The organism is Calothrix sp. 336/3 (assembly GCF_000734895.2).
In the GTDB taxonomy this organism is placed as follows: domain Bacteria; phylum Cyanobacteriota; class Cyanobacteriia; order Cyanobacteriales; family Nostocaceae; genus 336-3.
In genome coordinates this window covers 3,084,692-3,108,858 of record NZ_CP011382.1, presented here as the reverse complement: position 1 = coordinate 3,108,858, position 24,167 = coordinate 3,084,692, and the positions used below count along the sequence as shown (strand labels likewise).

Sequence of the window (24,167 nt, the reverse complement as noted above, 5' to 3'; positions counted from 1 at the left end):
AAAAGTTTAAAGCCATGAACAGAGCATAATTCCGACTTTAGTCACCATTCCCGATTCCCTAATTCTAAAATCCCCTAACTTCAGTGATGCATTTTTTAAAGACTGAGGTACACTGGCAAGCAAGGTAAAGCAAATATTACAAGCTTGATATTACAGTCTGAGCATCACTGAAGATGGAACACTGGCAATTTCTGATACAGAAGCAGGGCGATCGCTCTTGGCAACCTCTAGAAACGGCAAACTTGGAAATCTCGGCGGGGCGCTATCGAGTGGTGGCTCGTTCGAGTATTTATAATACAGATGTTGAGGTCAGAGTTACTTACCTTTCGACTTTAGAAGTACCGCCCAAACGACGTATTTACAAGCGCTCTCGCCGTACCAGTCCAGAGGGGTTAATGGCAGTAATTCCCTATACTTACTTGCAACCAGGAAATTGGGAAATCAAGTGTTCTGGGGACTTGATGTCAGAGATGTTGGGTAAATCTTGGAGTTATTCGTTTCAGTTACAAGTTTTACCGCCAACGCAGGAAGGGGAAAATACGGATTCTCCCCAACCAGATGTAGCTTTAGAGACGGATATTCCCAAACCATCAGAGGTTGTTGCGACTAGGGAAAATTCCGACTCTGTAGCAATTGTGCCCTCAGAAGGTGATGCCAACTCAGATGCTACCGAAATTGATCAACCAGTTCATCCTGTTTGGTTGCAGGGAGAAAGTGCAGAGCAAATTATCCAAAATTTGGTGGAATTAGCGTTACCCGACTCCCAAGAGTTGCTAGAGACACCAGCAGAAGAGGAAATACCAACAACCGTCCCAATTTATCCTCTGGAAGTAATTTTGCCCCAGGAAACCTATATGACATCCTGGGGAGAGCAAATTCATATTCATGGGCAAATATACCAAAACTCCCAAATATCTGCTCCAGAATGGCAAATTACAGCGAATCAAACTGAATTACGGGTAGAGTTGCGATCGCCAGAAACGGGGGAAATCTTAATCCAGGAAACACAGGTTTTCCATGTTGCTGCCTTACCCTGGGAATTTACCGTGGCGATCGCACCCCCAAAGGAGAGCAAATCTAAGTTATTACTGGGTGAAATCACTCTCCACCATTTAGATGATTCCTCGGGAACATCCCATCCCCTCAGCCAAAAATCCTTCACAGTAACAGCAAATGTTACAGAATTAGTCGCCCTCAGTGAAACTATCAGTCAACAAGATTTAGAACTGTACCAAAGCAATTCCCTCAGTACCACCCTAGCCCATCCAACTCCAGAAATTTCCCTTGATTTAGAACTATTCAATCTTGTGAAAACCAGTAAATCTGGGGAATCTCTACCAGTTCAACCTTTACCGAAAAATCCCATACCACCACGTATCGATCCTGAGAGATTTCGTCAAGCCAAACATTCTCCAGGATTGCAACTACCGAAACTTCCGGGGGAAAAAAATCAAAATGTTAATCAAAGTGTCATTGCCTCACCAGAATCATCATCAGTTCTATCTTCAGGCAATACTCTCTTTCCCTGGTTGAAACGCATTCCCCCAACCCCCCAAATCACCCCAGAAATCCCACCCACAGATTCCACTCCCGAAAATCCCAACCTCGAAGCAGAATTACCCACCATCACCAAGGAAAATCCGGAAGTCGTATCTCAAAATTCCGAACTGATAGCAACACCCACCGAAGAACCCTATGTATCTCCTTTAATTAGAAAATGGATTCAAAACCAAGGTTACGCCCTGGCTGAACCCATCGATGTCGAATACGAAGATTATGACTATCTGCTGAATAACCCAACCGCAGCAGAAATTGAATCTGATATTACCAGCGAAGTCAAACAACTTCCACCTGTAGAACATCAAGCTAGCAAATCTCGCTCGTGGTTATCCCAGGAGATAGTTGTTGATGATACCCCATCTCCAGAAGTGGTAGCAAATACACCACCTACCAATGAACCCTCACTGACTGATTTGTCTTCCGCTTTATCAGTGTCCCAGTATCTAGATGAACCTCTAGGAATTCCCGAATTATCCGTACCAGACGGAGAACTCATCGGTGGCAAGTCTATCCGTGTCAGTATCCGTATCCCCCATCCCCAACCCCATATTGCTGTCAAGTTTTGGGTAGAAGATTACCAAAGTCGCTGGATTCTAGATGGTCCTCGCCTTCTGACTGATTTATTACCCCATCCTCAAGGAGGCTTACATATAATTACGCAGGTAAATATTCCCTTGGGTTCTGTGGAAATTCGCTTAGAGGCGATCGCTATTCATCTGATTACCCAACAGGAAAGCCACAAAACTACAGTTATACGCACCGTAGTTCCTCCCGATTTACCATCCATACCCATAGATGAATTATTAGGAATTTGATATCCCCTTGGTGTTGTTAAATATCAAGCAAACACACTGCGAGGAGAAAATCTATTCTCAGGAGAAGTCCTATAGTCAAAAATCTATGATTACTCCAGTAATATCCCCTATAGGCAAAAAAAAGGATAGGCGGTTTGCCTATCCCGTGACAATAGCCTTAGAAAACCTAGCTATAGCTTAAGATGTATTCATAGGAGATTACGTAAAATCTCGGTAAAGATCAGCAGACAAAAGTCCAAGAATTGATGTAGTCTTTCTAATTTTGTATAAAAGTATGAATATCACACCTCAACAATGACGTTTCTCCTTGACAAAATCATTGATATCACGTAATTGGTGAGTATAAAATTTTTAGCCTCATTCCTGAAGACTACCAGGTGATGAGAAGCGGCAATTCTGGTCGAAAATCTACCTGTTTTCCCTGTAATTCTCCGTCAAATCCTAGTTCCACAAGATTTTCCTGCCCTATTCGTAGCCTTACCTGATTGGTATCAATCACCGCTTGCAGTTCTGGCGATCGCGCATTTGCTGTCGGCATCGCTAGTTCTACACGAGTAATTTCACGCAAACCAATACCATGATTAAGAGGTTGAGACTTTTCCGCAGGGTATGTATCTGGACGTTGGGCAAAGGGAGTTTGAAATAACATCGGTTCAGTCAACACTGAACTATTTTTACCCACTGCAATACTCATTGTTGGGGGCAAATAGGGGGGACGGTATGCCCAACTAGCAAATGCAACTTTGTCATCAGAACCCATGGCTGAACGCAAACAGATACCGAATGGACACATATGATGGCGATTTTCCCATCGCTCCCACAGATGAGTTGGATGAATTGCTTCAGATTTTGCCTCCTCTGGATCGTGAACCCACAGCAACTCCACCATGGCATTGTGGAAAAAGAAACGACGGTTGCTTGTGCCTTGTCCAGGATGGGTATTCGATGAACCCTCCACTAGACCAAATGATATTAGATGGTCAGCAGCCCTAGCCCCAATATCAGTCAAGATAAAAAGATGGTCAAATTCAAATGCCATGTTGGTATCAACAACAATTTGAGGTAATGATACAGGCGTGATATTACCATAGCACCGCAGTACGGAATTATTAAGCAAAAAATGCGATCGCCATCGAGCTTTCTTGAAGTCCAACAGCGATCGCCATAGATAAATATTTACCGAAAAATTCCTGCTAAAGTCTAGAGTGCAGTAATACTAGCGATTTTACCGCCCTGACGCTGAACTCTCTGCATATGAGAACTGAGTTCTTCGTAGGGTATAACCACAACTTTGTTCACCCGACGAACTTTCGGATAGCCCGGTTTACTAATTGCAGCTACTTCCACCCGGAAAAGTTGCCCAGAACCGAAAGCTTTGGAACCACCAAAAGCGCTGTAGGAAGCATCCCCTTTGGCTGCTGGCAGGAACGCAAAACCACCTGCACCACCGGAAGGAGGAACCACCGCAGATGCTGTTTTCCGAACGATATCCTTAACCAAGCGAGGAGTTTTGCCAATCAACTGAGCGCGATCGCTACTAGCATAGCCACGATAAAGTTGCAGTAACCGGGGCAATCCCACGGCTCTTTGCCCCATACCTGTGGTTACAAAATCCCGATAGTAGGGAACAATATTTTCACCAAAATTTTCTTGATATTCGGGTGAGTCAATATAGGAGTCAATATCTGCATCAAAACCCTGGGATTCGTACCGATTCAAATGTTCGGTGATTTCTGACTGTTCATAGGGTGCCCGCCCTAGGAGATGCTTATAGTTATGCTCAATTGTCCGGCTTTGGAAATTGTTGTGGAAAAACTTCTCTTTGTACAAGCTGGATTTGGCAACTTGACGCACAAATTCCTGTACCGTAATCTTGCGATCGCGCAGCAAAGACTCTGGAATTACCAGCCGATCGGAGGATAGTAAATGAGGATTACCCAATACCTGCCGATATACAGCCAAAATTACCGCTTCAATGTCTCCCTGAGTCGCTTTAGGACGTAATTCCACGGTTGCGGCATCACTAAACGCCGATGTTCCGAGGCGAGACGCAGCTGTTGTAATAGCCACCGGATATTCTCCTTGAATAATTGGTCATAGCAATGAATAAAAATTGGTGGATCAACAAAGGGTAATCAGCAATGGGGCAAAACTTTCTGGCATTCCCAATTACAGATTACCCCTGATGCCCAACATCACTAGACAGAGGTAACACTTATTACCTTACTGCCAGAACGACTCAACTGTTGCAACTTCGTCGTCAATTGGTCGTAGGGAACAAGTATTTCGGTTGTCGCCTGACGAACAACGGCGGATCTGGAGGAGGCAGAGCGGATTACCCGGAGTTTGTATACATCTCCACGGGAACCACCTACAGCCCCAGAGAGGGCGCTGGAAGTCGGCGCAGAGATGGGAGTTGCCAAATTTCTTGCTACTTCCCAGGTTAAGCGAGGTTGTTTTTGTCCCTGGGCGCGATCGCTGTTGGCATAACCACGATACAGCTGTAATAAACGACTAAAGCCGATTGCCCTTTGTCCAGGGTGATCGACTTGAAAATCTCGATGATAGGGAACGATGCTCTCCCCAAAACTATCCAGATACTCTGGACTATTCAGGTAAGAGTTAATCTCAGCTTCGTATCCCTGGGAGATAAACAAATCCAAATGATAGGCAATCTCACTCTGATCGTAGGGTGCGCGTCCCAGTAAGTGCTTATAGTTCAACTCGATAAAGCGGACATGGAAGTTAGGGTACAAAAACTTCTGGCGATAGAGATCCGACTCGGCGATCGCCCGTACAAACTCTCGTACCGAAATAATACCCCGCATCAATAGGGACTCAGGTCCTACTAAGCGCTCGCTCTCCATCAAGTGTTCATTTCCTAACACCTGGCGATAGGCTGCTGAAATTACGGCTTTCACCTCATCTGGAGTCCAATTGGGGCGCAATTCCACGGGTGCTGCTTCTTCAAAGGGTTTTATCCCTAATCTACCTGCCTCTTGTAAGCCTGCCATATATTTTTCCCCACAAAGCTAATGAGTCACCTCACCCCACCTGAGAACCTTTGTATTAATCATGTTAGCGATCGCTTCCTTTGTCACCATGACCCAGGAAAATTATTGCTAATTTCAGGTTTCAATTAGGGCAAAGTTTAAACAAAATTTTTCACAGATTTTTAACTTTACTGCTGATAAGTAGATAGGCAAAAAAACTTATATATAATTGCGAAAACCCCGAAGCCAAATCTTCCTAGGGAGTTAAGCTCAGAGAATATTTGAAAAGTTTGAGAAGGATAATTCTGTTATTCTGAATAGAACCCAGGGTGAGGAAGAGTTTAGGGTTTTAGGTAGATACTGAAATGTACTCTACTAGAAGTCTGATGCCTACCGCTATGCTACATACCCTGCACAGAAGCCGCAGAAGCGTCTACCACATGACAGAGAAAGACCCTTTTTCCACAAATCTCCAACCATTCTCATCAGAATATGCAGGTGAATATTGCTCCCTAGGAGACGCTACAGAAACGCAATGATAGATGTATATTTAATTTTGCACAACTACTTATTTAAGTTGCCCGGAATGATAAACAAATTCATTCGCTCAAGAGCCATCTGAGGACAATAGATTTTTGCTCATGAGAGGATTAAAATACCCCTCTTTGCCAACTTCTATCTACAAGAAGTCTGATATTTCTGCTTATCTTTCCGGGCACAGCACTCAACTAGAGGGCGTTAATGATGTAGTCAATGTAGGAGTTGATCTCTAATCCAGGGTCGCCTGTTAAACCATGATTAGCTTTGATGTACTTGAGGGCTTCTGCATACCAGCTGGGAACTAATTCAAAGCTGCTGTGCATTTCTGCCAAACCTGCTAATAAGAAATCATCCGCAGGACCTGTACCACCAGCAATTAGACAGTACTGAATAATTCGCACATAATAACCGATGTCGCGCAAACACTTGGCTTTACCACGAGAATCAGAGGCATAGTTATTGCCCTGCATTTGGGTGGTGTAGGGGAACTTTTGGTAAACTGCATTGGCAGCACCTTCAGCCAACTGTTGAGCTTTGCTTCCTAAAGCTTTTGCTGCTTCTAGGTCTGCGGTTGCTAAACGTAGACGACCAAAGGCTACTTGGAGTTCAACGTTGCCTAGGTAACGACCTTGGGAATCAGCAGCTGCTACCGCTTCAGTCAATTGCGTTTTCATCGGAATGATATCTCCGTAGTGTTTTAAAAAGTTTTAACCGGACAAAGCTTTTGCTAATAATGAGCTTTAGCTGGAACCTCTGTTTGCAAGGTGATGACTGTTGAGAAGTTTGTCTTCAGCTTGCCTATAAGTCGAGGTGCTATTAGCTAACCGCAGCCGCAGCGCGATCAAAGTAGCTGGATAGTTCAGCTATTAAAGAGCTACAGTCACCAGGTTGAATATTATTACGATCGTTGGCGATCGCAATTGCAGCTTCTTTCATCTTCAGGATGCTGGTTGCCATGGAAGAACTAGGAACACCTAAAGCCAAATAGGTTTCACGTAGTCCATTTAAACAGCGATCGTCGAGAACACTAGCATCTCCTAGAAAAACTGCATAGGTGACGTAGCGTAAAATAATGTCCATGTCGCGCATACAAGCAGAAACCCGACGGTTGGTGTAAGCATTTCCACCGGGAGCAATCAACTGAGGCTGCTCTTCAAATAATGCTCGCGCTGCATTGGTGACAATTGTGGAGGAGTTGCTGCTAATCCGGTTAACTACATCGGTGCGCTTTGCGCCATCCTTAACCATAGACAACAGAGCATCAATTTGAGCATTGCTCACTAACTGACCCTGGTTATCGGACTGGGAAACAACCTTGGTAAAGGCATCTAACATTGATCCAATCTCCTAATTGTGCGATTGATTTTTGCTTCAAGGCTGACAGATACAGTGTCGTGTTAACTGCCTCAGCAGCTGGAAATGGTCGTTGCACAAAATAGCCTAATTTCGCAAAACTAGACGAATTGCACAAAACATCAGACTGTCCAGGGAAAATCTGACCTAGGCATTTACTTTGTCAACGCTCCTAGAACAGGCTTCAGAACCGGATTTTTGATAATTCCTGAGTTCTTAGCAGCCCGCCTCATGATTTATTAGAGCAAGCTATTTGTGCAAAATTCGTGCAATTTCATCCATAGGATAAATAGAATCAATTAAGAAATATTAAGAGTGCCCCAATCTCTTTTTGTGCAAGCTTTTCAAGATTTTTATTGAATTAAATTTTTATGAACATTCAGCTTTTTTATTGCCCATCTCAGACTGCTGACAAATGCAGGTAGAATCGCTCATTTGCTTGTTTGGAAAGGCTTGTAGGAACTTTTACTATTAGCAGATTTGAGCTTTTTATCACTTACTTTACGGATTTATGGAGCTTACTAAGCAAAAACTATCAAGTTAAGGTCTGTAACATTTTGTCAGACTAGCGCAGGTAGAAATCCCCTTATCTTTTATGATCAAAATGCTATTTTTTAAGTTTGTTAACACAGGGGGTTTGTGTAACGTGGCTATTCCCTTATTGGCTTATGCTCCTTCTTGTCCCAACCATCGTGTAGATCCACTAGGGGCACGGGATGATGAAGCTATCATTTATTCCACCGATGATCTCTTCTCGCCCACCGAGATAGGAAACCTGATTCAGGCAGCCTATCGTCAGATTTTCTTCCATGCGTTTAGGTGGGATCGGGAAATTGTCCTAGAATCCCAACTGCGTAATAGACAAATCACAGTTCGTGACTTCATCCGTGGGTTGCTGCTATCTAATACTTTTATCGACAGCTTCTATAACAAAAACAGTAACTATCGTTTTGTGGAACACTGTATACAAAAGGTCTTGGGACGCAAAGTTTACAGTAACGCCGAAAAGATTGCCTGGTCAGCAGTAGTGATGACTAAGGGGGTGAAGGGGTTTGTTGATGAGCTCCTCAACAGTGATGAATACATCGAAAATTTCGGTGAAAATACTGTTCCCTATCAGCGTCGGCGGATTTTACCTAGTCGTGCGGTGGGCGAAATTCCCTTTAACATTACCTCTCCCCGCTATGATGCTTACCATCGCAATCAATTAGGTTTTCCTCAACCGATTTGGCAAGAGTCTGTGCGCAACTTCCGCTCCTACGACAGACAACCCAAAACAGGCGATCCGACTTTGTTTCTCAGTATGGCAGAAAGCATCAGCCCTAAAGGTGGTAAGCCAAATTATAAATCTATCTCCGACATTGACATTGAAAAGACAGTCCCCTATCGCCGTCGTTAATTGACAGCTAATATATCTCGGGCAAATGAGGGCGATCGCTATGGTGGTATCATCGGGCGATCGCCTTTTTCATGAGCAAGGGAGTAGATTTTAAATTCAATGGATATAATTCTCTGTTATGTAATTTGAGCGATCGCTATGTTGACTTTTAGTCGAAAATATTTATTTTTCACCTTGCTGTTATTTGTCATAGAGGTGTGTATTGCGATTTTTTTTAATGACAGTTTTATCCGCCCCTTTATTGGCGATGTTTTAGTTGTCATCCTGATTTATTGCTTTTTCAAAACATTTTTACAGATAAAATCATCTATTCTTGCCCTATCAGTTTTTCTCTTCGCTTGCACTGTTGAGATTCTACAATATTTTAATTTTATCAATTATTTGGGATGGCAAAAAAATCAGGTGGCGGCTGTTATTTTAGGCAGTACATTTGATTGGAAGGATATCATTGCCTATGCCATCGGTTGTCTCACAGTTTTCTGGTTAGAAAACAAGAAATGATAATTCTCACTACTTTCAATGCAAACAAGCTGTCAGCACTTACCCAAGAGCTAAAATTAAGATTGTATTAAGTTTTGTTACTCTTCTGCGCGGATTATCTTTGGTAATGATATTCCACTGTCAGCACCTAAATTTAAATTCATCACAGTTCCTGGCTGCATTTGCTGTACAGTCTTCAACAAAACTATGCTTTGCTCAAACAGTTCATCAACATCAATTCCGCTAAAAACAGCCGGGTAGCGTCGCAAACGATTACTACCCTCACCCAGTAGGATTGCTGCACCTCGCAGATTACTATTACCCAAATGATATATGCCGACAGCTATTTGCAAAACACCTTGATAAAAGGTCTTTTCTGGCTCAAGGGCTTCAATCCACAGGGCTTCTAAAATATCATGACAGGCGTAGAATTCTCCAGCGTTAAACTGTTCTACACCTTGCCAAAATTCCACAGGAATATCTTCGCTCATCCCATGCTATCTCTGACTTCTTTGATAGTTTCCAGAGAAATTTCTTGCTTGTCACCAGCAAATTCATTATCTGGAGTCAGGAAAAGCATACAGTGGCATTCTTTCCGCTCTCGCATGGGTACACAGGGACAATTCCAAAAAGCAGCAGCAACCTCAGCTTCTTTGTCTTCATAATGACGACAGGGACATAGGGGGGAACCTAGTTCATCCTTATGTTTGGCAAGTCCCTCGATTACTACTGCGGTAACTGAGGGTTCAGCACAGAAGTATGTTCCAGTGCGTTTGGCATATTGTTCTGAAAAATGCCGCATCGCATCAAGATTTTTATCGCTGGATTTAGTGTTCACTTCTGGTGAGATCATAGAATCGGCTGCTCATAATTTACACATTTCTTTGCATTGTACCGCAGTCTTGGTGAGCTATAACTGGGGATATTTCCCCTTTATTTTCACTGCTGAAATTTATCCATATTTTTCCCAAAGGCATTGCTAGCAGGTGTAGCACCATCGGCAGAATGTGGGTAACTTTCCCAAAGCTGATTAACTTGCGTTCATTGATATTTTGAATGCAAGTTATTTAATTTTACGCTTGCAACTGTAATTGGAGAGACTCCTCTGTTTGTATCACCTTACCAGGTAAATCCTGATTGATAATTATTGCTTCCGATGATGTAGCTTGATATTGCCATAATAGCCAACGGCTGCCAGCAGGGAGAGAAGTCAAAGTTAGGGGGTTGCTGGTTAACCAAATTATCGGATAGCTAGTGGGAGGTAGGTGGGTTCTATCTTCCTGGGGATTTGTTGCCGCCAGGGTTTCTAAAACCCTATACTCACCTTTGATAATTCCTGTTGCTGCTGTCCATAGCTGTAATGCTAGCTGTTGCTTTTGTGCATAAAAGTACATGGAAGCTGCGGCGATTACGGCTTGTTCAAAGTCCTCTGGTTGCCAATTACTAGCTGTATCCAAGGCTATGACGACTTCCTGCCCTCCGGTAATCAGTTCTAATTCTCTCACCCGTAAATCACCGTAGCGGGCGCTACTGCGCCAATGAATCAGCCGCATGGGGTCACCGAGACGGTAAGGACGCAGCGATCGCACTAATCCTTCCGTTGCCATGGATAAGGGTTTCCCCCGTGGATCACCACGCAAGCTATCTTCTTCACCCATCTGATCAATTAGGGGACATTGGGTGAGGGACAAAACCTGAGGATAGACATAGGCAGTTGCTGGGGCTTGATGTTGTCGCCGACACCAGAATAATCCCAGGGGCGCGCCTGTGGCTAATTCTACCGTCTGCCAGCGATAGACTCCACGGTGGGGGGCAGGATGATGGTATTGCCAACGGTGACTCGTTTGGGGGGGGATAGTTTCGATGGCTTGCTGGGTGGGTTTACCCAAGACAAAGGGTAGGATATCTGCAATTTGTAATAAGTTGACTGATTGCTTGCCAGAGTTGCTCACTTCCAATTCCACTGACAACTCATCCCCCGCACTGACAGGAGTAATGGGATGACGAGTAATGGATAAATGGGTTAGCGATCGCGGTGGTAAAATTGCCGCCACACCTAGGAGGGCAAAACTCACTCCACTGATGACATATAGCCAGCCTGCCATGGTATTGATACCTGCGCCAAAAAAACAAATGGCAATCCCCAACAATACCCAACCACTATATGCAGGGCTGCTGGCAGAGGTTTCCAACCAGTTAATCAAAGGTTTCATAGATAGAAAGGATTAAGGACGAAATTTGCCAACGGATTCAGAGGTAATCGGTAATTAAAACAATTCGTAATTACGTTTTGCCATAGTTCGTTAACCTATTACCCAGAATCTCGAAGAAAAAATATGTAACTAATAATACTTACAACTATCCACTATCTCTTGATAAATGACCATTGATTAACACCAAAGATGCCATGGGGGTAACAGAATCCCTGGCAGATTTTAATCGGTTTAATCTGACAATTTCAAGGAAATTCACAGTATCTCTGTATTTCCCTGAAGACTTGATGAAGATAAGTCAGAAAATCAGTAGATGAACGGAGCCACTCTACAATCTAAGTAAGTTTACGGGTTGTGAATATATAACCTGTTGCTTTTAACTTGATACTTGCTTGAGGAAAAAATATGGAAGGGGATACACAATCAAAATTTTCTACCCATAATCCAAATCTTCCCCATTTACCTTTACCACCACCACCGAGTAACCAGCTGTTAGAAAGATTAGGTTTTACTCCCGCAAAAGCAACTTCCATTCAACAAATTGTCAAAGAAGCTCACTCTCTGCAAGCTTCCGATATTCATATCCGAGTGGGAGAGGTGCCACGTTTACGAATTCGGGGACAGATGGTGGTGTATCAGTCAGGGGAAATTACCACACCACAAATATTTGAGACGTATCTGAAGGAGATTTTAACACCCTGTCAACAACAGAAATTTATTGAGGATAAAGAATTAGATACAGCTATTTTTTATCCAGATTTTTTGCGTTGCCGAGTTAATTGTTTTGAGACAGTTAATGGTGGAGCAATGGTATTACGTTTAATTACCTTAGATATACCTTCTATTGATAATTTACGCCTACCACCAATTCTGAAAAAATTTATTAGTAAAAAGCAAGGCTTAATATTAGTTACAGGTCCCACAGGTGCGGGTAAATCGACAACGATCGCGGCAATGATTCGTCATTTGAATGAAACCGCTCAAAAGCATATTATCACCATTGAAGACCCCATAGAATATGTCCATACTTCTCAAAAATCTCTGGTGAGTCAACGGGAAGTCGGTTTACACACCTTTGAATTTGAGCAAGCTTTGCGCTCAGTATTACGAGAGGATCCGGATGTCATTTTAATTGGAGAAATGCGCGATCGCCTTACCGTCGATACTGCTCTGAAAGCTGCCCAAACAGGACATTTAGTCTTGGGAACCTTGCACACGAAGAACGCGATCGCTGGGATTAATCGCTTGCTGAATATCTATAATCCTGACGAACAAGCAGCTATGCGGGTACAAATTGTCGATTCTTTGGTAGCTATTGTTTCGCAATTACTTTTACCCACAACCGATAGACGACGTGCAGCAGCGATGGAAATTTTAGTTAATACTCCAACGATGCAAGATTTCTTAATTAAGGGTGAGGAAATGGAAGCATACCAAATGATGGAAGAAAGCCAAAGTGAAGGAATGCAAATTATGAACCAATCCCTGTGTCAATTAATGCTTTCTGGGCAAATTAGTATTGAAGCTGCGGTTAATGCTTCTCCTGATGTGGGAGATTTGCGTCGTCGCGCTCGCAATGATGGGGTAAATCCGGCTCATAATACTCGACGAGATGTATCACAATCAGAATTTTTCCCTAGATAAAGGCAGATTTTCTGGGAAAAAGCATAATTTTCATAACTCCGGCTTCTTGGGAAAGTCGGGGTTTTTATACGTCATAAATTACAGTAATAAGTAATATGTAATATAGCGTTTCCCAATCAGATAAAATACAACCCCACCCGCCCTATCGGGCACCCTCCCCGAAATCGGGGAGGGCTGGGGAGGGGTTCTTCTATACCTCACTAGAATGAGAAACGCTATAAGTAATAAGTAATAAGTAAATTTCTGACTCATTACTCATTATTCATTACTTTTTCAATCAGTTGTCGTACCTCATCAACATCGAATCTGCTGTATTGGCAAATTTTCCAGTTTTTCTATGATTGCTACAAATTAAAATCAGTTAATAACCGAGCTTTCCTGAGGACAAAGCGTAAAACTGTCTCTTCCTGGGAAATAATATCAGTCTTCACTTCCATCCCAATTTGAATTTGACATTGGTGCTTTTGCCGACCAAATTTGATATTTTCCGGTTGAATAGTTGTTTCAAAATAACTATTAGTATTTGTATTTCCTGAACCATTATTATTGGGCACGATCGCGTCGGGAGAAATTGCTGTCACCACCCCATTGAGGGTACCGTAATCTGTATAGGGGCAAGCACTCACCCGCATTTGCACTTTTTGCCCCACCGCCACATTTTTAATTTCATTGGATGGAACCATGGCTTTAATAACTAGGGGAGTGTTATTGGGTGCAATTTCCGCTAAGGTATCTGATACACGTACAACTTGACCGGAATTACGCAGATGGAGCCTTTGAATAATCCCATTACTGGTAGCACGAATCACATTTCTTTTTAATTGATTGTCTAATTGCGCTAAGTCATTTTCTCCCTGAATCAGGAGATTTTGCACCTCAGAACGTCGTTGTACCAAAGCTTGCTTATCCTTGGTGAGGTTGGCAATTGTTGCTTTTCCTTTGGCAGATTCCTGGGTGATACGTTCTTGAGCGATCGCCACCAATGCTTGACTGGGGTTAGTTGAGGCTGTAGCAGACTTAACCTTGGTTCGGGCAATTTCGACATTTTTAGATTCTGCGGTGACTGCTGCCTTTGCCTGCTCCCATGCCATGTGTTTTTGGTCATATTCCCGTGTGGCGATCGCCCCTGATGCGGCTAACTGTTGATAACGCAGACGTTCACGATGGGCAAAATTCAAATCTGCTTGGGACTTTTGTAAATCGGCGATCGCCTTTTGTAAACCTGCTTGAGCGGAGAGTAAATCGCTCTGGGTAGTTGTTTTACGTTCTTCATATTCCTTTTGACTACGTGCTAGCTCTGCTTTTGCTGTGGCGATCGCTCCTATTATTACCCGTGATTCCGCAGCAATTTGCGCTTCTAATGATTTAATTTGAGCATCAATTTGGGCTATCTGTAGCTTGTTTTGTTGAATATTTCCTGTTAGTTGACTCTTTTTAATTTGCTGTTGTTCATCATCTAATCTGGCAATAATATCTCCTTTTTTGATAACTTGATTTTCTTTAACTTCCACAGTTTTAATTACCCCTTCTAACTCTGGTTGAACTAATCTTAATTCTCCTGTGGGACGCACAAAGGCAGTTGCTTGAACTTTCACATTATATTTAATTACTGCTGACAAAACTACAGTACTGAAAACAGCCGCAGCAATAAATAAACCGCTAAAGCGAATCCATTTACTAGTAGAAGGTATAAAATCATCTCCATTTACCACTGGTAATAAAGATAGATTTTCATTTTTTAATTCCAAATTATCTATTTTGTTCCCATGAGCTTGTTTGTGAATCCCAGGAATACTTACCATGATAGTTATGATAATTGGTTAAATATTACATCATTGACTAAATTAAAAAATCTAAGTGTCCTCCCCTTTGGGTTTTTAAATATTCTTGAGTTCCATGGTTTTTGACTCTGCCATTTTCTAAATACACAATATAGTCCGCATAGCTAATAACTCTGGGACGATGGCTAATTAAAATCGTGGTTTTTCCTCGACGATAGTTAAATAGTTTCTGCAAAACTTGACTTTCACTCACGGGGTCAAGTCCTGCGGTTGATTCATCTAGAATTAATATGGCAGGTTCACTGACAATTGCCCTAGCGATCGCTAATCTTTGTCTTTGTCCCCCAGAAATATTAGCTCCAAATTCTCCTAGGATAGTCTGATATTTTTCTGGTAGCTTATTAATAAATTCATCCGCTTCGGCAATCTTACATGCACTTACTATCTCTTCAAAACTCGCATTTGCATTTGCTAAGTGGAAATTATCAATAATTGAGCGACTCCAAAAATGTGCTTCCTGGGGAACTAAAATCACCTGTTGACGGAGGCTATCTAAAGATAAATCCTGAAGATTATATAATCCAATTCTAATATTCCCAGATTGTGGTTGATAGAGTCCAGTCAGCAATTTAGCAAATGTACTTTTACCACAACCAGACTTTCCAATTAAAGCAATCACTTCTCCACCAGGTATGGTTAAGGAAAATTCTGATAATAATTCTGTTCTACCGGGATAATGGAAATTTACTTGACTAAATTCAATTTCTGAATCACAGGAAAGACGAGCAGTTGGTTTATTTTCATCACCCACATCTTCAGGTGTCGCATCGATTACTTCTCCCAACCTTTGGGTAGCAGTTTTCACACGGGTAAATTCGTCCACAAATTTAATTAAAGTACTAATTAAACCCAAGAAATTATCATTCATGGATTTAAAAGCTAGTAACTGCCCAATACTTAAATTTTCTGCCGAATTTGTCACTAAGTTACCACCAAACCAGAGTAAAGCAATTCCCCCAATGGCAGAAATAAAGCTGGCAAAAGCTCCATTAATAATACCAATTTGAATTGTATCTAAGGATAATTTACCAAAACGACTGAAGCGGTTTTGAAACTCATTCCAAAATTGTGGTGCAGATGTGGTAGTTTTTAGGGTTAAAGCACCTTTAAATGTTTCTACTAGCACACCTTGGTTTTCTGCTTCTGTCACTAGAACATCTCTAGTTTTCTTTTGGAGTGCTGGCAAAAATATTACTGTCGATACTGTCATGAAAATTGCCACAATTACCGCCATTACTGTCAACTTCCAACTGTAAAAAGTCATGAAAGCAAAAGAAATAATGGCAATAAAAAATTGACTAGGTAAACTGACAACAACTTGAGATATTAAACTATTGATTTCTTGTACATCTTGCAGACGACTGGTAATTTCTCCACTGCGACGAGATTCATAGTAAGCAAGGGGTAAACGTAAAATTTGTCTGCCAAACTCTAAAATTAACCCTAATTCTAAGCGTTGGGCAAAATTAGCAATTAAACTGGACTGAATTAACTCTAAAACACTGCTAATTAGAGTCATTGCCATAACAGATAATGCAACTGTTGTCAGTAATTTTGTGTCACCTCTGACTAGGACATCATCTGTGAGTATTTGTAATAAAAATGGTGATGATAAGGAAAGTAAACCGAGAATAGCATTTAAAATAAAAGCTTGGCTAATAGTTCCCCTATATCCCCAAGCATGTTTGAGAAATCTTCCTAAACCACTGATTTTGGCATTGGGTTGACTATAAAATTTAACTGGATCTGGTTCTAATAATAAAGTTATCCAGTCTTCCCAACCTTCAGCTAATTCTTTTTGAGAAATATATCTGATTCCCACTGCGGGGTCAAGAATTACACATTTACGACCATTCTTTCCATATAAAACTACCCAGTGACAACCTTGCCAATGAATAATTGCTGGTAATGGAGCTTCGTGCATTCTGTTCAGAATTTCTGGTGATGTTTTCACCGTTCGTGCATGAAATCCTAATGTCTCTGCACCTTGTTTTAAACCTAATAAAGAAGTTCCTGATTGTCCAGTTCCTACAACTTCTCTGGTTTGATTTAAAGTAAAGATTCTCCCATAATATTTAGCAATAGAAGCAAGGCAAGCTGCACCACAATCTTCTTCTGTATGCTGTAAAACTTGAGCATATTTCATAGAAAGTCTTGTTTGAGAATATTTAGTTAGATAATATCTATGTTTGACGATTTAGAATAATATAGATATATATTTTTAATTCTGTGAAATAAAGGCACTCCTGATGTTATATATATTCAAAAGTGCCCACTTACCTAATACTCAAAAGTACTCACATGGCAAACTTGTCTAAGTCGTAGGTTAGATGATATTCGCAATCCCTTTTCATAAGTTTTGGGTGGATTTTATAGCGTTTCTCATTCTAGTGAGGTATGGAAGAACCTCTCCCCAGCCCTCCCCGAAATCCGGGAGGGTGCCCGATAGGGCGGGTGGGGTTGTATTTCATCTGATTGGGAAACGCTATATTCCCGCTACTTATGAAAAATGAATACTTAAATATCAATTTAACTCACCTAGCATTTAATCTCAAAAAAGTTTGTCTAAATCCAGATTTAGATCCATTTCCAAAACCAGACTTTGAAGAATACTTTCGTGTATTTATGTGTGAAATAGTTGTATATCCATTTGTAAGACCAACGCCATCTCAGAACCCATTTACCACCATTTACTGATTCCGACTCTTCTTCAGAAATACTAGCAAATAGGTCATTTTTTTCGAGAGCTTTCATTGCAGACTCCTTAATTTGATTGATGAAAACTATCTTAACTAGCCGAGTCAGGAACATATTTCTTTGTTCCTATGTTTACTAAATTAAAGCTCTAATATTAATAAGTCATTACTGAAAAATGTATAGTTTATTTCTGTTTTCAGAAGAGGTATTTTTTAATACTTTTTACTCAAAAATATAAATACGGCAAAATTATTTTCATAGCATTAATTAGCCACAAAAATAATCTATCTGCCGCACAAATAGTAATATAAATAATTGATATTATAGTCAATAATCAAAGCCAAAAATATCATCTCATAACTCAATTATTGTGAGATTATCGCTCTGATTTACTTAAGTCAGGTTTAGCTTCACCTTGTATCCACCGGATTCCGGAAATCTACGGTAAATTAATTTGCAATAGTTCAGACAATGAATATATGGTTTCTCCTGAAACTACATCGCAGCACAGGTTGTGTGAGAAAGCTAATAAAATTACACGACTTCCGTATTATTTGCTTTGCAGAAACACATAGGGAGAAAAATCAAGTATGGGGAATTAGGTTTCTTGTTCTAAGGATAGAGATGCAACTGCAAAAGCTGAAATTGTAAATTTATGAAACAGACATATTTTTGACTACAAGGTTTTTTGTATTATTAGATACAGAATTATTGTGCATCTAGCCCATTTTTATGAGCTAGAGGAGTTATAGCAAAAATGTTAAACGCCACAGATATGACTTTATCTGAGTTGTGGGGAATAGGGCAAAATTTACTCATATGGGAATGGGTGAAGCTGTCAGAGTTTCCCAGTACCTACAGTTATGATGAAGCTTTGCTGTTATCTCCACTGATTGAAGATTGGTGGTTGGTATGGATACCCGATCATGGAGAAGCAGTGGTGAAGGTAGAAGAAGTTAGGAAACGAATCGTCTAGTTTCAAACACTCACCACTTCCTCTGCTTTTAAATTGCCGTTACCGCTTCTTGGGACTGGGTTTGTAGTGTCAGGGGTTCTACCGATTCTAATTGTCCATGTTTGAGAGTCCAACAACGGTCGGCGATCGCTAACAAATCTCCTGCATCATGGGTGACTACTAATAATGTCCAGTCTTGCTTGAGCTTTGCTAACAAATTGACTAGCTGTCGCCGCATAGACCAGTCTAAACCAGCTGTCGGTTCATCTAACAATAATAAAGACGGTTGCCGAATTAATTGCACAGCTAAAGCTAACCGTCTTTGTTGTCCCCCACTTAAAGCATGGGGTGAGGATGATAGTGATAAATGCTCTAAACCTACCTCAGATAAAGCTTGTCTTACCTTTTCGGAACCTAACTCTGGATGTCCTAACCGTAATTCTTCTAAAATTGTTCCCCCGCAAAAATGTCTTTCGGGAAACTGAAACACTAAACCTGCCAACTGTTGTAACTGTTCTGCAATCAGTGGTTGCTCTCGCCAAAATACACCTCCAGAGGTTGGTTCTGCCAATCCAGATAAAATTTCTAGGAGAGTACTTTTACCAGAACCACTGGGTCCAATAATTAAACCTAATTGCTGGGTTGGTAAGTCCAGGTTCGTAGATTGGAGAATCGCATGAGGGCAAGCAGTTGGATGATAAACTAGGTTTCTGAGATAGAGCATTTGTTAAGATTACCAAAAAGTTAGCAATATACTGTTAACTACACGCCAGGGAAGCGTAAACTTCCGCAAAATTTCCAGTTAAATCCGTCCTTGGGTAGTAGCCGCAGTCAAATCAGCCCAGGATGATTCTTTCCCCATTGTGACAAAGGAAAGGATGAAAAAATAGTGACAAGATTATTTGGGAACAGAAACAAACCTCTTGAGTCAAAATGTTTACCTCATATTAGACTGATTACAGAAGTCAGGTAAATTTCCCATGGGTCTGTTTAATTCTGAGTGAACTCTCTGGGATTATAAGTAACATATACAACTATTTCAACAGTAATTATCCTGATGAAAAAAATATCTAATTCTTTTTCTAAAAGGCTACCTGGGACTTTAGTGAAATTCTTAGGTGTGACTAGTTTGACTTTGCTAACTACCTTGAGTTTGAATATTGTTAGCTCTCCTAGCGATGCTGCTGACCCTTTTCGGACTAAAGATACTCGTAAAATTGGTGACAGAACTGAAGCTGCATTCAAAGCAATTTTTTTGCGAGGCAACTACACCGCAGCTGAGGGATTATTGCAGGAAGCTATATCTAAGGAACCTGATGAACCTCTAGCTCACGCAATGAAAGCGTCTTTAGCTTATACCAACAAAGATTGGAGTGGTTTGGAAACCTATAGTCAAAAAACCCTGGCAGCAGCGCAAAAATTGACGAGTAGTGACCCGTTGCGAGGATATTTATACACATCTGTGGGATATTTTTTAGAAGGTGCGGTAATTCTGCGTCGTGAGGGAACTGTTAACGGGGCAACTCAAGCACTGAATAAGCTGAAACAGGTTTATGAATATTTAGACAAAGCTGAGGCGATCGCTCCGGAAGATCCAGAATTAAATCTCCTCAAAGGATATATGGATTTAATGTTGGCGGTAAATTTACCCTTTGCTAACCCTGAGCAAGCCATAGATAAGCTGGAAAAAAATTCTGCGCCCCAGTATCTCACCTATCGAGGAATTGCGATCGCCTATCGAGATTTAAAACGGTATAATGAGGCACTAGAGTATGTCAACCGAACTCTAACTATTACTGCTGACAATCCTGAAGTCTATTATCTCAAGGCACAGATTCTCCGCGCCCAAGCGAACAAAGATAATGACAAAAAAATCATGCAAGAGGCGATCGTTAACTTTGATAAAGCCCTTAGTAAAAAATCTCAACTACCTTCAGGTTTAATTAGGCAAATCGAAAAAGAATCACGCAACGCCAGAAAAACCTTGGGAAATTAGTTATCATCTCTGAATATTTACCCAATAAAAGTTTTACCGCCAGAGACTACGACCGAGAGAGAAATGTCAGTAGTTTTGGCGGTTTATAAATGCAACAATCTATTGAGTAGTAAAAGAGGTAGAACTGCAAGTTACTTAACTAATGTGGACAAAATCGCAAATTCTCAACAAGTAAAGCATCCTAAAATTTCAGCTAGGCAGGCATTTTCCTGTGTGTTGAAAACCTCCGAACAACGACTATAGACTTAGACTTTTAATTAAGGCGAAAACACATCATAACCGGATGCAATTACTGAGTCTATTTGCGAAACGACTAGAGCAGAGGGTACAAGCTCACGGTCGGATAACTTTAAACCAGAAAATCTTTTAACTTGTTTTGTACCTGCTATAAACTTAGCACCGTTTTTTCACAAATCACTGCTATTTTACCAAAGTTGATTATCGGTAATATTTGGCAATAATTCCCTGTACAGCTTGATAATTATAGTAGTGATAGATAGAAAAGTATTGCGTTTTTCGGGTGGATTGGGTGTTTTGCTATACTCAATTCTGGCGGAAAGTCGGGGATATGATAGGATTTTCCATTTCCCATCAATCGAATAGAATTAGAATTCTAACTCAGTGCTTTTCCAGATAAATTTCATCGGCGATCGCCCGGAAGCCGCACCCATCGTCTCTGACTAATTTGGGAAATTCAGTAAAAGTATGTAGCTTTTTTAGCCAGATTGTCTACGCAGTCCAGTTAATTTCCTGCTGTCTGCTTGTACTAGTGCAAAGGTATAGTTAAAGTAGTTCACAATATCAAACAGCCCATACCCAAGTACTGGGTACATTTTCACCTAACAATAATGCAAATGCTGCTCAACAACCGCTATCGAGTCATTCAAACTCTAGGGGGTGGTGGATTTGGTGAGACTTTTCTTGCTGAAGATACCCAAATGCCATCTCAAAGACGCTGTGTGATTAAACAGCTCAAGCCCATTCAAGATAATCCCCAAGTTTATCAGTTGGTGCAGCAGCGCTTTCAAAGAGAAGCGGCAATTTTAGAAGATTTAGGCGATCGCAGTGAACAAATTCCCCGCCTCTATGCCTATTTTTCCGAGAATAATAAGTTTTATCTCGTCCAAGAATACATCGAAGGGCAAACATTGACTGCACTGCTCAAACAACAAGGAACAGTCAGCGAAAGTACTGTCAAATCAATTCTGGTAAGCATTCTCCCAGTCTTAGAATACGTTCATAACCGGGGTATTGTTCACCGTGATATCAAACCCGATAACATTCTCCTCCGCTACGCCGACGGGAAACCAGTTTTAATTGATTTTGGTGCAGTCAAAGAAACGGTGCAAACTGTAGTCACCCCCTCCGGAAATACCCAATCCATCGTGATTGGTACTCCCGGTTTCATGGCAAGTGAACAATCCGTCGGACGACCGATGTTTGCTAGTGATATCTATAGCTTAGGGATGACAGCAATTTATTTACTCACTGGTAGACTACCCCAAGAGTGGGGTACGGATCCAGCCACAGGTGCAGTACTTTGGCGGCAATATGCAAATGTCACACCAAATTTTGCGAATATTCTCGATCAAGCTATTCAATTTAGTGCCCGCGATCGCTTTGTCTCTGCACGGGAAATGCTAGAAGCAATTCAAGCAGAAGGTTCCGTCTCTTCCAGGATTCCGCTCACTCCTCCCACCACACCCTACACCCAACCTCCCCAAGCTCATTACCCAACCCATCCCCCCAGTTCACACCCAGACAATACCCTTGCCCTCACTCCCCCTGCTCCACCCGCAGCAATCCCTGCAACACCAGGAAATCAAAATACCAATGCAGGTAAAAATCCCTTGGTTCTGGCTGTAATTTTAGCTGGGGGAATCATTGCCGCATCAGTAGTTATTAGCTCTGCACTCAATAACAATAAATCAGTTACAGAAACTGCGACTGTCCCAACTCCCGCTACCACTACACCAGCAACAGTAGCAACTACACCACCAACAGAAAATACTCCATCCGTTATTAAACCAACAAGGCGACAGCCCCAAGTGATTACTTCGCCCATTGCGCCCCAGGAGCCTGTAGAAGCGACAGAAACCCCTGTCACCACACAAACTGAATCTCCTGAACCTATAGACTCTACAACCGAAGCCAGCCCTCAACCCACTCAAACCCCAGAAAATACTCCCACACCCATAGCGACTATTACACCTACTACGGAGCCACAAACAGAACAACCTGCACCAGACAACTTTATTCGTAATTACTACGGCACTATCAACCAAGGTGATTTACAAACCGGTTGGAATCAACTGGCACCAGAATATCAAAGTCGGCGTAAACTACACCCCAAGGGCTATAAATCCTATACTCAATGGTGGAGTGGTCAAGTGCAAAATGTGCAAGTACAGGGAGTTGATTTAGTGGAAACGAACTCCGAAACAGCCACCGTTGATGCTCAAGTTAAATATGTGATGAAAAATGGGCAAGAAATCCCCGAAAGAGTTCGTTTTAGTCTCACATGGGATACGACAAGCAACAGATGGCTAATCGCTGACGCCAGAAGAAGGTAGAAGATATGCTCAAAACGTTTGTTTGAAGATAAAAAAACCCGACTTAGATCCAAGTCGGGATTCTCATTTAAAGATTAGCAAGTATTGTTTTACTTGATAGCAACTTTACCACCAGCTTCTTCGATGCGCTTCTTAGCATCTTCAGCAGCTTCCTTGGCAATAGCTTCTTTCACTGCTTTAGGTGTGGACTCTACTAAATCCTTAGCTTCTTTCAAACCTAAACCTGTCAATTCACGGACAATCTTGAGAACGGCAATCTTCTTGTCAGCAGGAACTTCTTCCAGGATGACATCAAATTCAGTCTTCTCTTCTACGGGTTCAGCAGCAGCAGCTCCACCAGGAGCAGCCATCATCATCATCCCACCAGCAGCAGGAGCAGCACTTACGCCGAAAGCTTCTTCAATTTGTTTAACTAATTCCGCAGCTTCGAGGAGAGTCAAACCTTTCAACTTTTCCAAAATTTCATCAGTTGTAGCAGACATTGTATATAACTCCTATTGTTGTCAATTTTTTGTTGTTTGCTGATTTCATGGCTAACTTAAACACAGTTAACCTTCACCTTTTTCTTTGTCAGCAACAGCTTGCAAAGCACGCGCCAAAGAACAGGGAACTTCGTTGATTCCCACAGCCAACTTGGTAGCCAAACCGTTGATAGCACCAGCAATTTGTGCCATAAGTTGTTCCTTGGAAGGCAAGTCTCCTAAAGCTTTAACATCTGCTTCCTTCAGCAGACGACCTTCCATCACGCCACCGCGAAGTTGGGTTTTTTTGGAAGCTTTTTGGAAATCTTGATAAGCTTTGATAGCTGAGGAAATATCCTCTTTAACTAACAAGAAAGCTGAGGCTCCACTCAGCAATTCCGACATGGCTTGCCATTGCTCATCATCTTGAATGGCAATGCCCATGAGGGTATTTTTTGTCACTTTACAAGTGCTGCCACTTGTCCGCAAACGCCTTCTTAAATCGCTGATTTCCGAGACTGTTAGCCCTTGGTAGTCAATGACTAGAGCTAAAGTTGACTCGCTCAAGCTTTGCTTGAGTTCCGCCACAATCTCTTTTTTGTTTTCTATTGTTCGACCCACTTTTCTTTCACCTCCTTCACAGGATT

General features: G+C 41.6%; 21 protein-coding genes. 8 read left to right on the top strand and 13 right to left on the bottom strand.

What is annotated here, in order from left to right; genetic code table 11:
• Positions 1 to 173: 173 nt before the first annotated feature.
• Positions 174 to 2,375, top strand: a complete 2,202-nt coding sequence (locus tag IJ00_RS13145; RefSeq protein ID WP_035153699.1) for a hypothetical protein — start codon at positions 174 to 176, stop codon at positions 2,373 to 2,375.
• 370 nt (positions 2,376 to 2,745) lie between these two features.
• On the opposite strand, the gene IJ00_RS13140 is transcribed toward IJ00_RS13145, so the two are convergent.
• From IJ00_RS13140 to IJ00_RS13130, 3 genes are all read right to left on the bottom strand, one after another.
• Entirely contained in the window at positions 2,746 to 3,528 is a 783-nt protein-coding gene (locus IJ00_RS13140) for a VOC family protein (RefSeq protein ID WP_238178508.1), read from the bottom strand.
• A gap of 47 nt (positions 3,529 to 3,575) precedes the next feature.
• A complete protein-coding gene (locus tag IJ00_RS13135) occupies positions 3,576 to 4,445 on the bottom strand; it encodes a phycobilisome linker polypeptide (RefSeq protein ID WP_035153696.1) in 870 nt (289 codons plus the stop codon).
• A 128-nt stretch (positions 4,446 to 4,573) separates the two neighbouring features.
• Positions 4,574 to 5,389 (bottom strand): phycobilisome rod-core linker polypeptide, encoded by an 816-nt coding sequence (locus tag IJ00_RS13130; RefSeq protein ID WP_035153694.1) that lies wholly within the window; start codon positions 5,387 to 5,389, stop codon positions 4,574 to 4,576.
• 344 nt (positions 5,390 to 5,733) lie between these two features.
• Between IJ00_RS13130 and IJ00_RS29025 the strand changes: the two genes are divergently transcribed.
• Positions 5,734 to 5,907 carry a hypothetical protein gene (locus tag IJ00_RS29025; RefSeq protein WP_168163473.1) on the top strand — a complete coding sequence of 58 codons (174 nt, stop codon included), beginning with the start codon at positions 5,734 to 5,736 and terminating at the stop codon, positions 5,905 to 5,907.
• A gap of 189 nt (positions 5,908 to 6,096) precedes the next feature.
• On the opposite strand, the gene IJ00_RS13125 is transcribed toward IJ00_RS29025, so the two are convergent.
• Together IJ00_RS13125 and IJ00_RS13120 are read right to left on the bottom strand one after the other, a co-directional pair.
• Entirely contained in the window at positions 6,097 to 6,582 is a 486-nt protein-coding gene (locus tag IJ00_RS13125; protein ID WP_035153693.1) for a phycocyanin, read from the bottom strand.
• A 142-nt stretch (positions 6,583 to 6,724) separates the two neighbouring features.
• Positions 6,725 to 7,243, bottom strand: a complete 519-nt coding sequence (locus IJ00_RS13120) for a phycocyanin subunit beta (protein ID WP_035153692.1) — start codon at positions 7,241 to 7,243, stop codon at positions 6,725 to 6,727.
• Between the two features lie 664 nt (positions 7,244 to 7,907).
• On the opposite strand from IJ00_RS13120, the gene IJ00_RS13115 reads away from it, so the two are divergent.
• Together IJ00_RS13115 and IJ00_RS13110 are read left to right on the top strand one after the other, a co-directional pair.
• Positions 7,908 to 8,660: a phycobilisome rod-core linker polypeptide gene (locus IJ00_RS13115; RefSeq protein WP_035159010.1), complete on the top strand. Its 753-nt coding sequence runs from the start codon at positions 7,908 to 7,910 to the stop codon at positions 8,658 to 8,660.
• Between the two features lie 138 nt (positions 8,661 to 8,798).
• Positions 8,799 to 9,161 carry a DUF2809 domain-containing protein gene (locus IJ00_RS13110; protein ID WP_035153690.1) on the top strand — a complete coding sequence of 121 codons (363 nt, stop codon included), beginning with the start codon at positions 8,799 to 8,801 and terminating at the stop codon, positions 9,159 to 9,161.
• Positions 9,162 to 9,238: 77 nt separating this feature from the next.
• On the opposite strand, the gene IJ00_RS13105 is transcribed toward IJ00_RS13110, so the two are convergent.
• The 3 genes from IJ00_RS13105 to IJ00_RS13095 all read right to left on the bottom strand — a co-directional run bounded on the left by IJ00_RS13105 (position 9,239) and on the right by IJ00_RS13095 (position 11,353).
• On the bottom strand, positions 9,239 to 9,631 hold the full coding sequence (locus IJ00_RS13105; protein ID WP_035153689.1) for a DUF309 domain-containing protein: 393 nt from the start codon (positions 9,629 to 9,631) through the stop codon (positions 9,239 to 9,241).
• Entirely contained in the window at positions 9,628 to 9,993 is a 366-nt protein-coding gene (locus IJ00_RS13100; RefSeq protein ID WP_035153688.1) for a ferredoxin thioredoxin reductase catalytic beta subunit, read from the bottom strand. The genes IJ00_RS13105 and IJ00_RS13100 overlap by 4 nt, the downstream gene beginning before the upstream one ends.
• 220 nt (positions 9,994 to 10,213) lie before the next feature.
• Entirely contained in the window at positions 10,214 to 11,353 is a 1,140-nt protein-coding gene (locus IJ00_RS13095) for a DUF58 domain-containing protein (protein WP_035153686.1), read from the bottom strand.
• A gap of 405 nt (positions 11,354 to 11,758) precedes the next feature.
• Between IJ00_RS13095 and IJ00_RS13090 the strand changes: the two genes are divergently transcribed.
• Positions 11,759 to 12,997: a type IV pilus twitching motility protein PilT gene (locus IJ00_RS13090; protein WP_035153685.1), complete on the top strand. Its 1,239-nt coding sequence runs from the start codon at positions 11,759 to 11,761 to the stop codon at positions 12,995 to 12,997.
• Positions 12,998 to 13,341: 344 nt separating this feature from the next.
• On the opposite strand, the gene IJ00_RS13085 is transcribed toward IJ00_RS13090, so the two are convergent.
• Together IJ00_RS13085 and IJ00_RS13080 are read right to left on the bottom strand one after the other, a co-directional pair.
• Complete coding sequence (locus IJ00_RS13085; RefSeq protein ID WP_082127321.1) at positions 13,342 to 14,799, bottom strand: HlyD family efflux transporter periplasmic adaptor subunit; 1,458 nt, start codon at positions 14,797 to 14,799, stop codon at positions 13,342 to 13,344.
• 37 nt (positions 14,800 to 14,836) lie between these two features.
• Positions 14,837 to 16,984, bottom strand: coding sequence for a peptidase domain-containing ABC transporter (locus IJ00_RS13080; RefSeq protein ID WP_035153684.1), 2,148 nt, complete (start codon positions 16,982 to 16,984; stop codon positions 14,837 to 14,839).
• Positions 16,985 to 18,292: 1,308 nt separating this feature from the next.
• Between IJ00_RS13080 and IJ00_RS13060 the strand changes: the two genes are divergently transcribed.
• A complete protein-coding gene (locus IJ00_RS13060) occupies positions 18,293 to 18,511 on the top strand; it encodes a hypothetical protein (protein ID WP_052754458.1) in 219 nt (72 codons plus the stop codon).
• 28 nt (positions 18,512 to 18,539) lie between these two features.
• Here the strand turns inward: IJ00_RS13060 and IJ00_RS13055 are convergent, their stop codons facing one another.
• Complete coding sequence (locus IJ00_RS13055) at positions 18,540 to 19,214, bottom strand: ABC transporter ATP-binding protein (protein ID WP_035153678.1); 675 nt, start codon at positions 19,212 to 19,214, stop codon at positions 18,540 to 18,542.
• A gap of 333 nt (positions 19,215 to 19,547) precedes the next feature.
• On the opposite strand from IJ00_RS13055, the gene IJ00_RS13050 reads away from it, so the two are divergent.
• Positions 19,548 to 20,486 carry a Sll0314/Alr1548 family TPR repeat-containing protein gene (locus IJ00_RS13050; RefSeq protein ID WP_035153676.1) on the top strand — a complete coding sequence of 313 codons (939 nt, stop codon included), beginning with the start codon at positions 19,548 to 19,550 and terminating at the stop codon, positions 20,484 to 20,486.
• Positions 20,487 to 21,334: 848 nt separating this feature from the next.
• On the top strand, positions 21,335 to 23,059 hold the full coding sequence (locus IJ00_RS13045; protein ID WP_035153674.1) for a serine/threonine-protein kinase: 1,725 nt from the start codon (positions 21,335 to 21,337) through the stop codon (positions 23,057 to 23,059).
• Positions 23,060 to 23,148: 89 nt separating this feature from the next.
• Here the strand turns inward: IJ00_RS13045 and rplL are convergent, their stop codons facing one another.
• The gene (rplL, locus tag IJ00_RS13040) at positions 23,149 to 23,541 is read right to left on the bottom strand and encodes a 50S ribosomal protein L7/L12 (protein WP_035153672.1); all 393 of its coding nucleotides are present in this window, start codon (positions 23,539 to 23,541) and stop codon (positions 23,149 to 23,151) included.
• Positions 23,542 to 23,607: 66 nt separating this feature from the next.
• Complete coding sequence (gene rplJ / locus IJ00_RS13035) at positions 23,608 to 24,141, bottom strand: 50S ribosomal protein L10 (protein ID WP_035153670.1); 534 nt, start codon at positions 24,139 to 24,141, stop codon at positions 23,608 to 23,610.
• Positions 24,142 to 24,167: the final 26 nt, after the last annotated feature.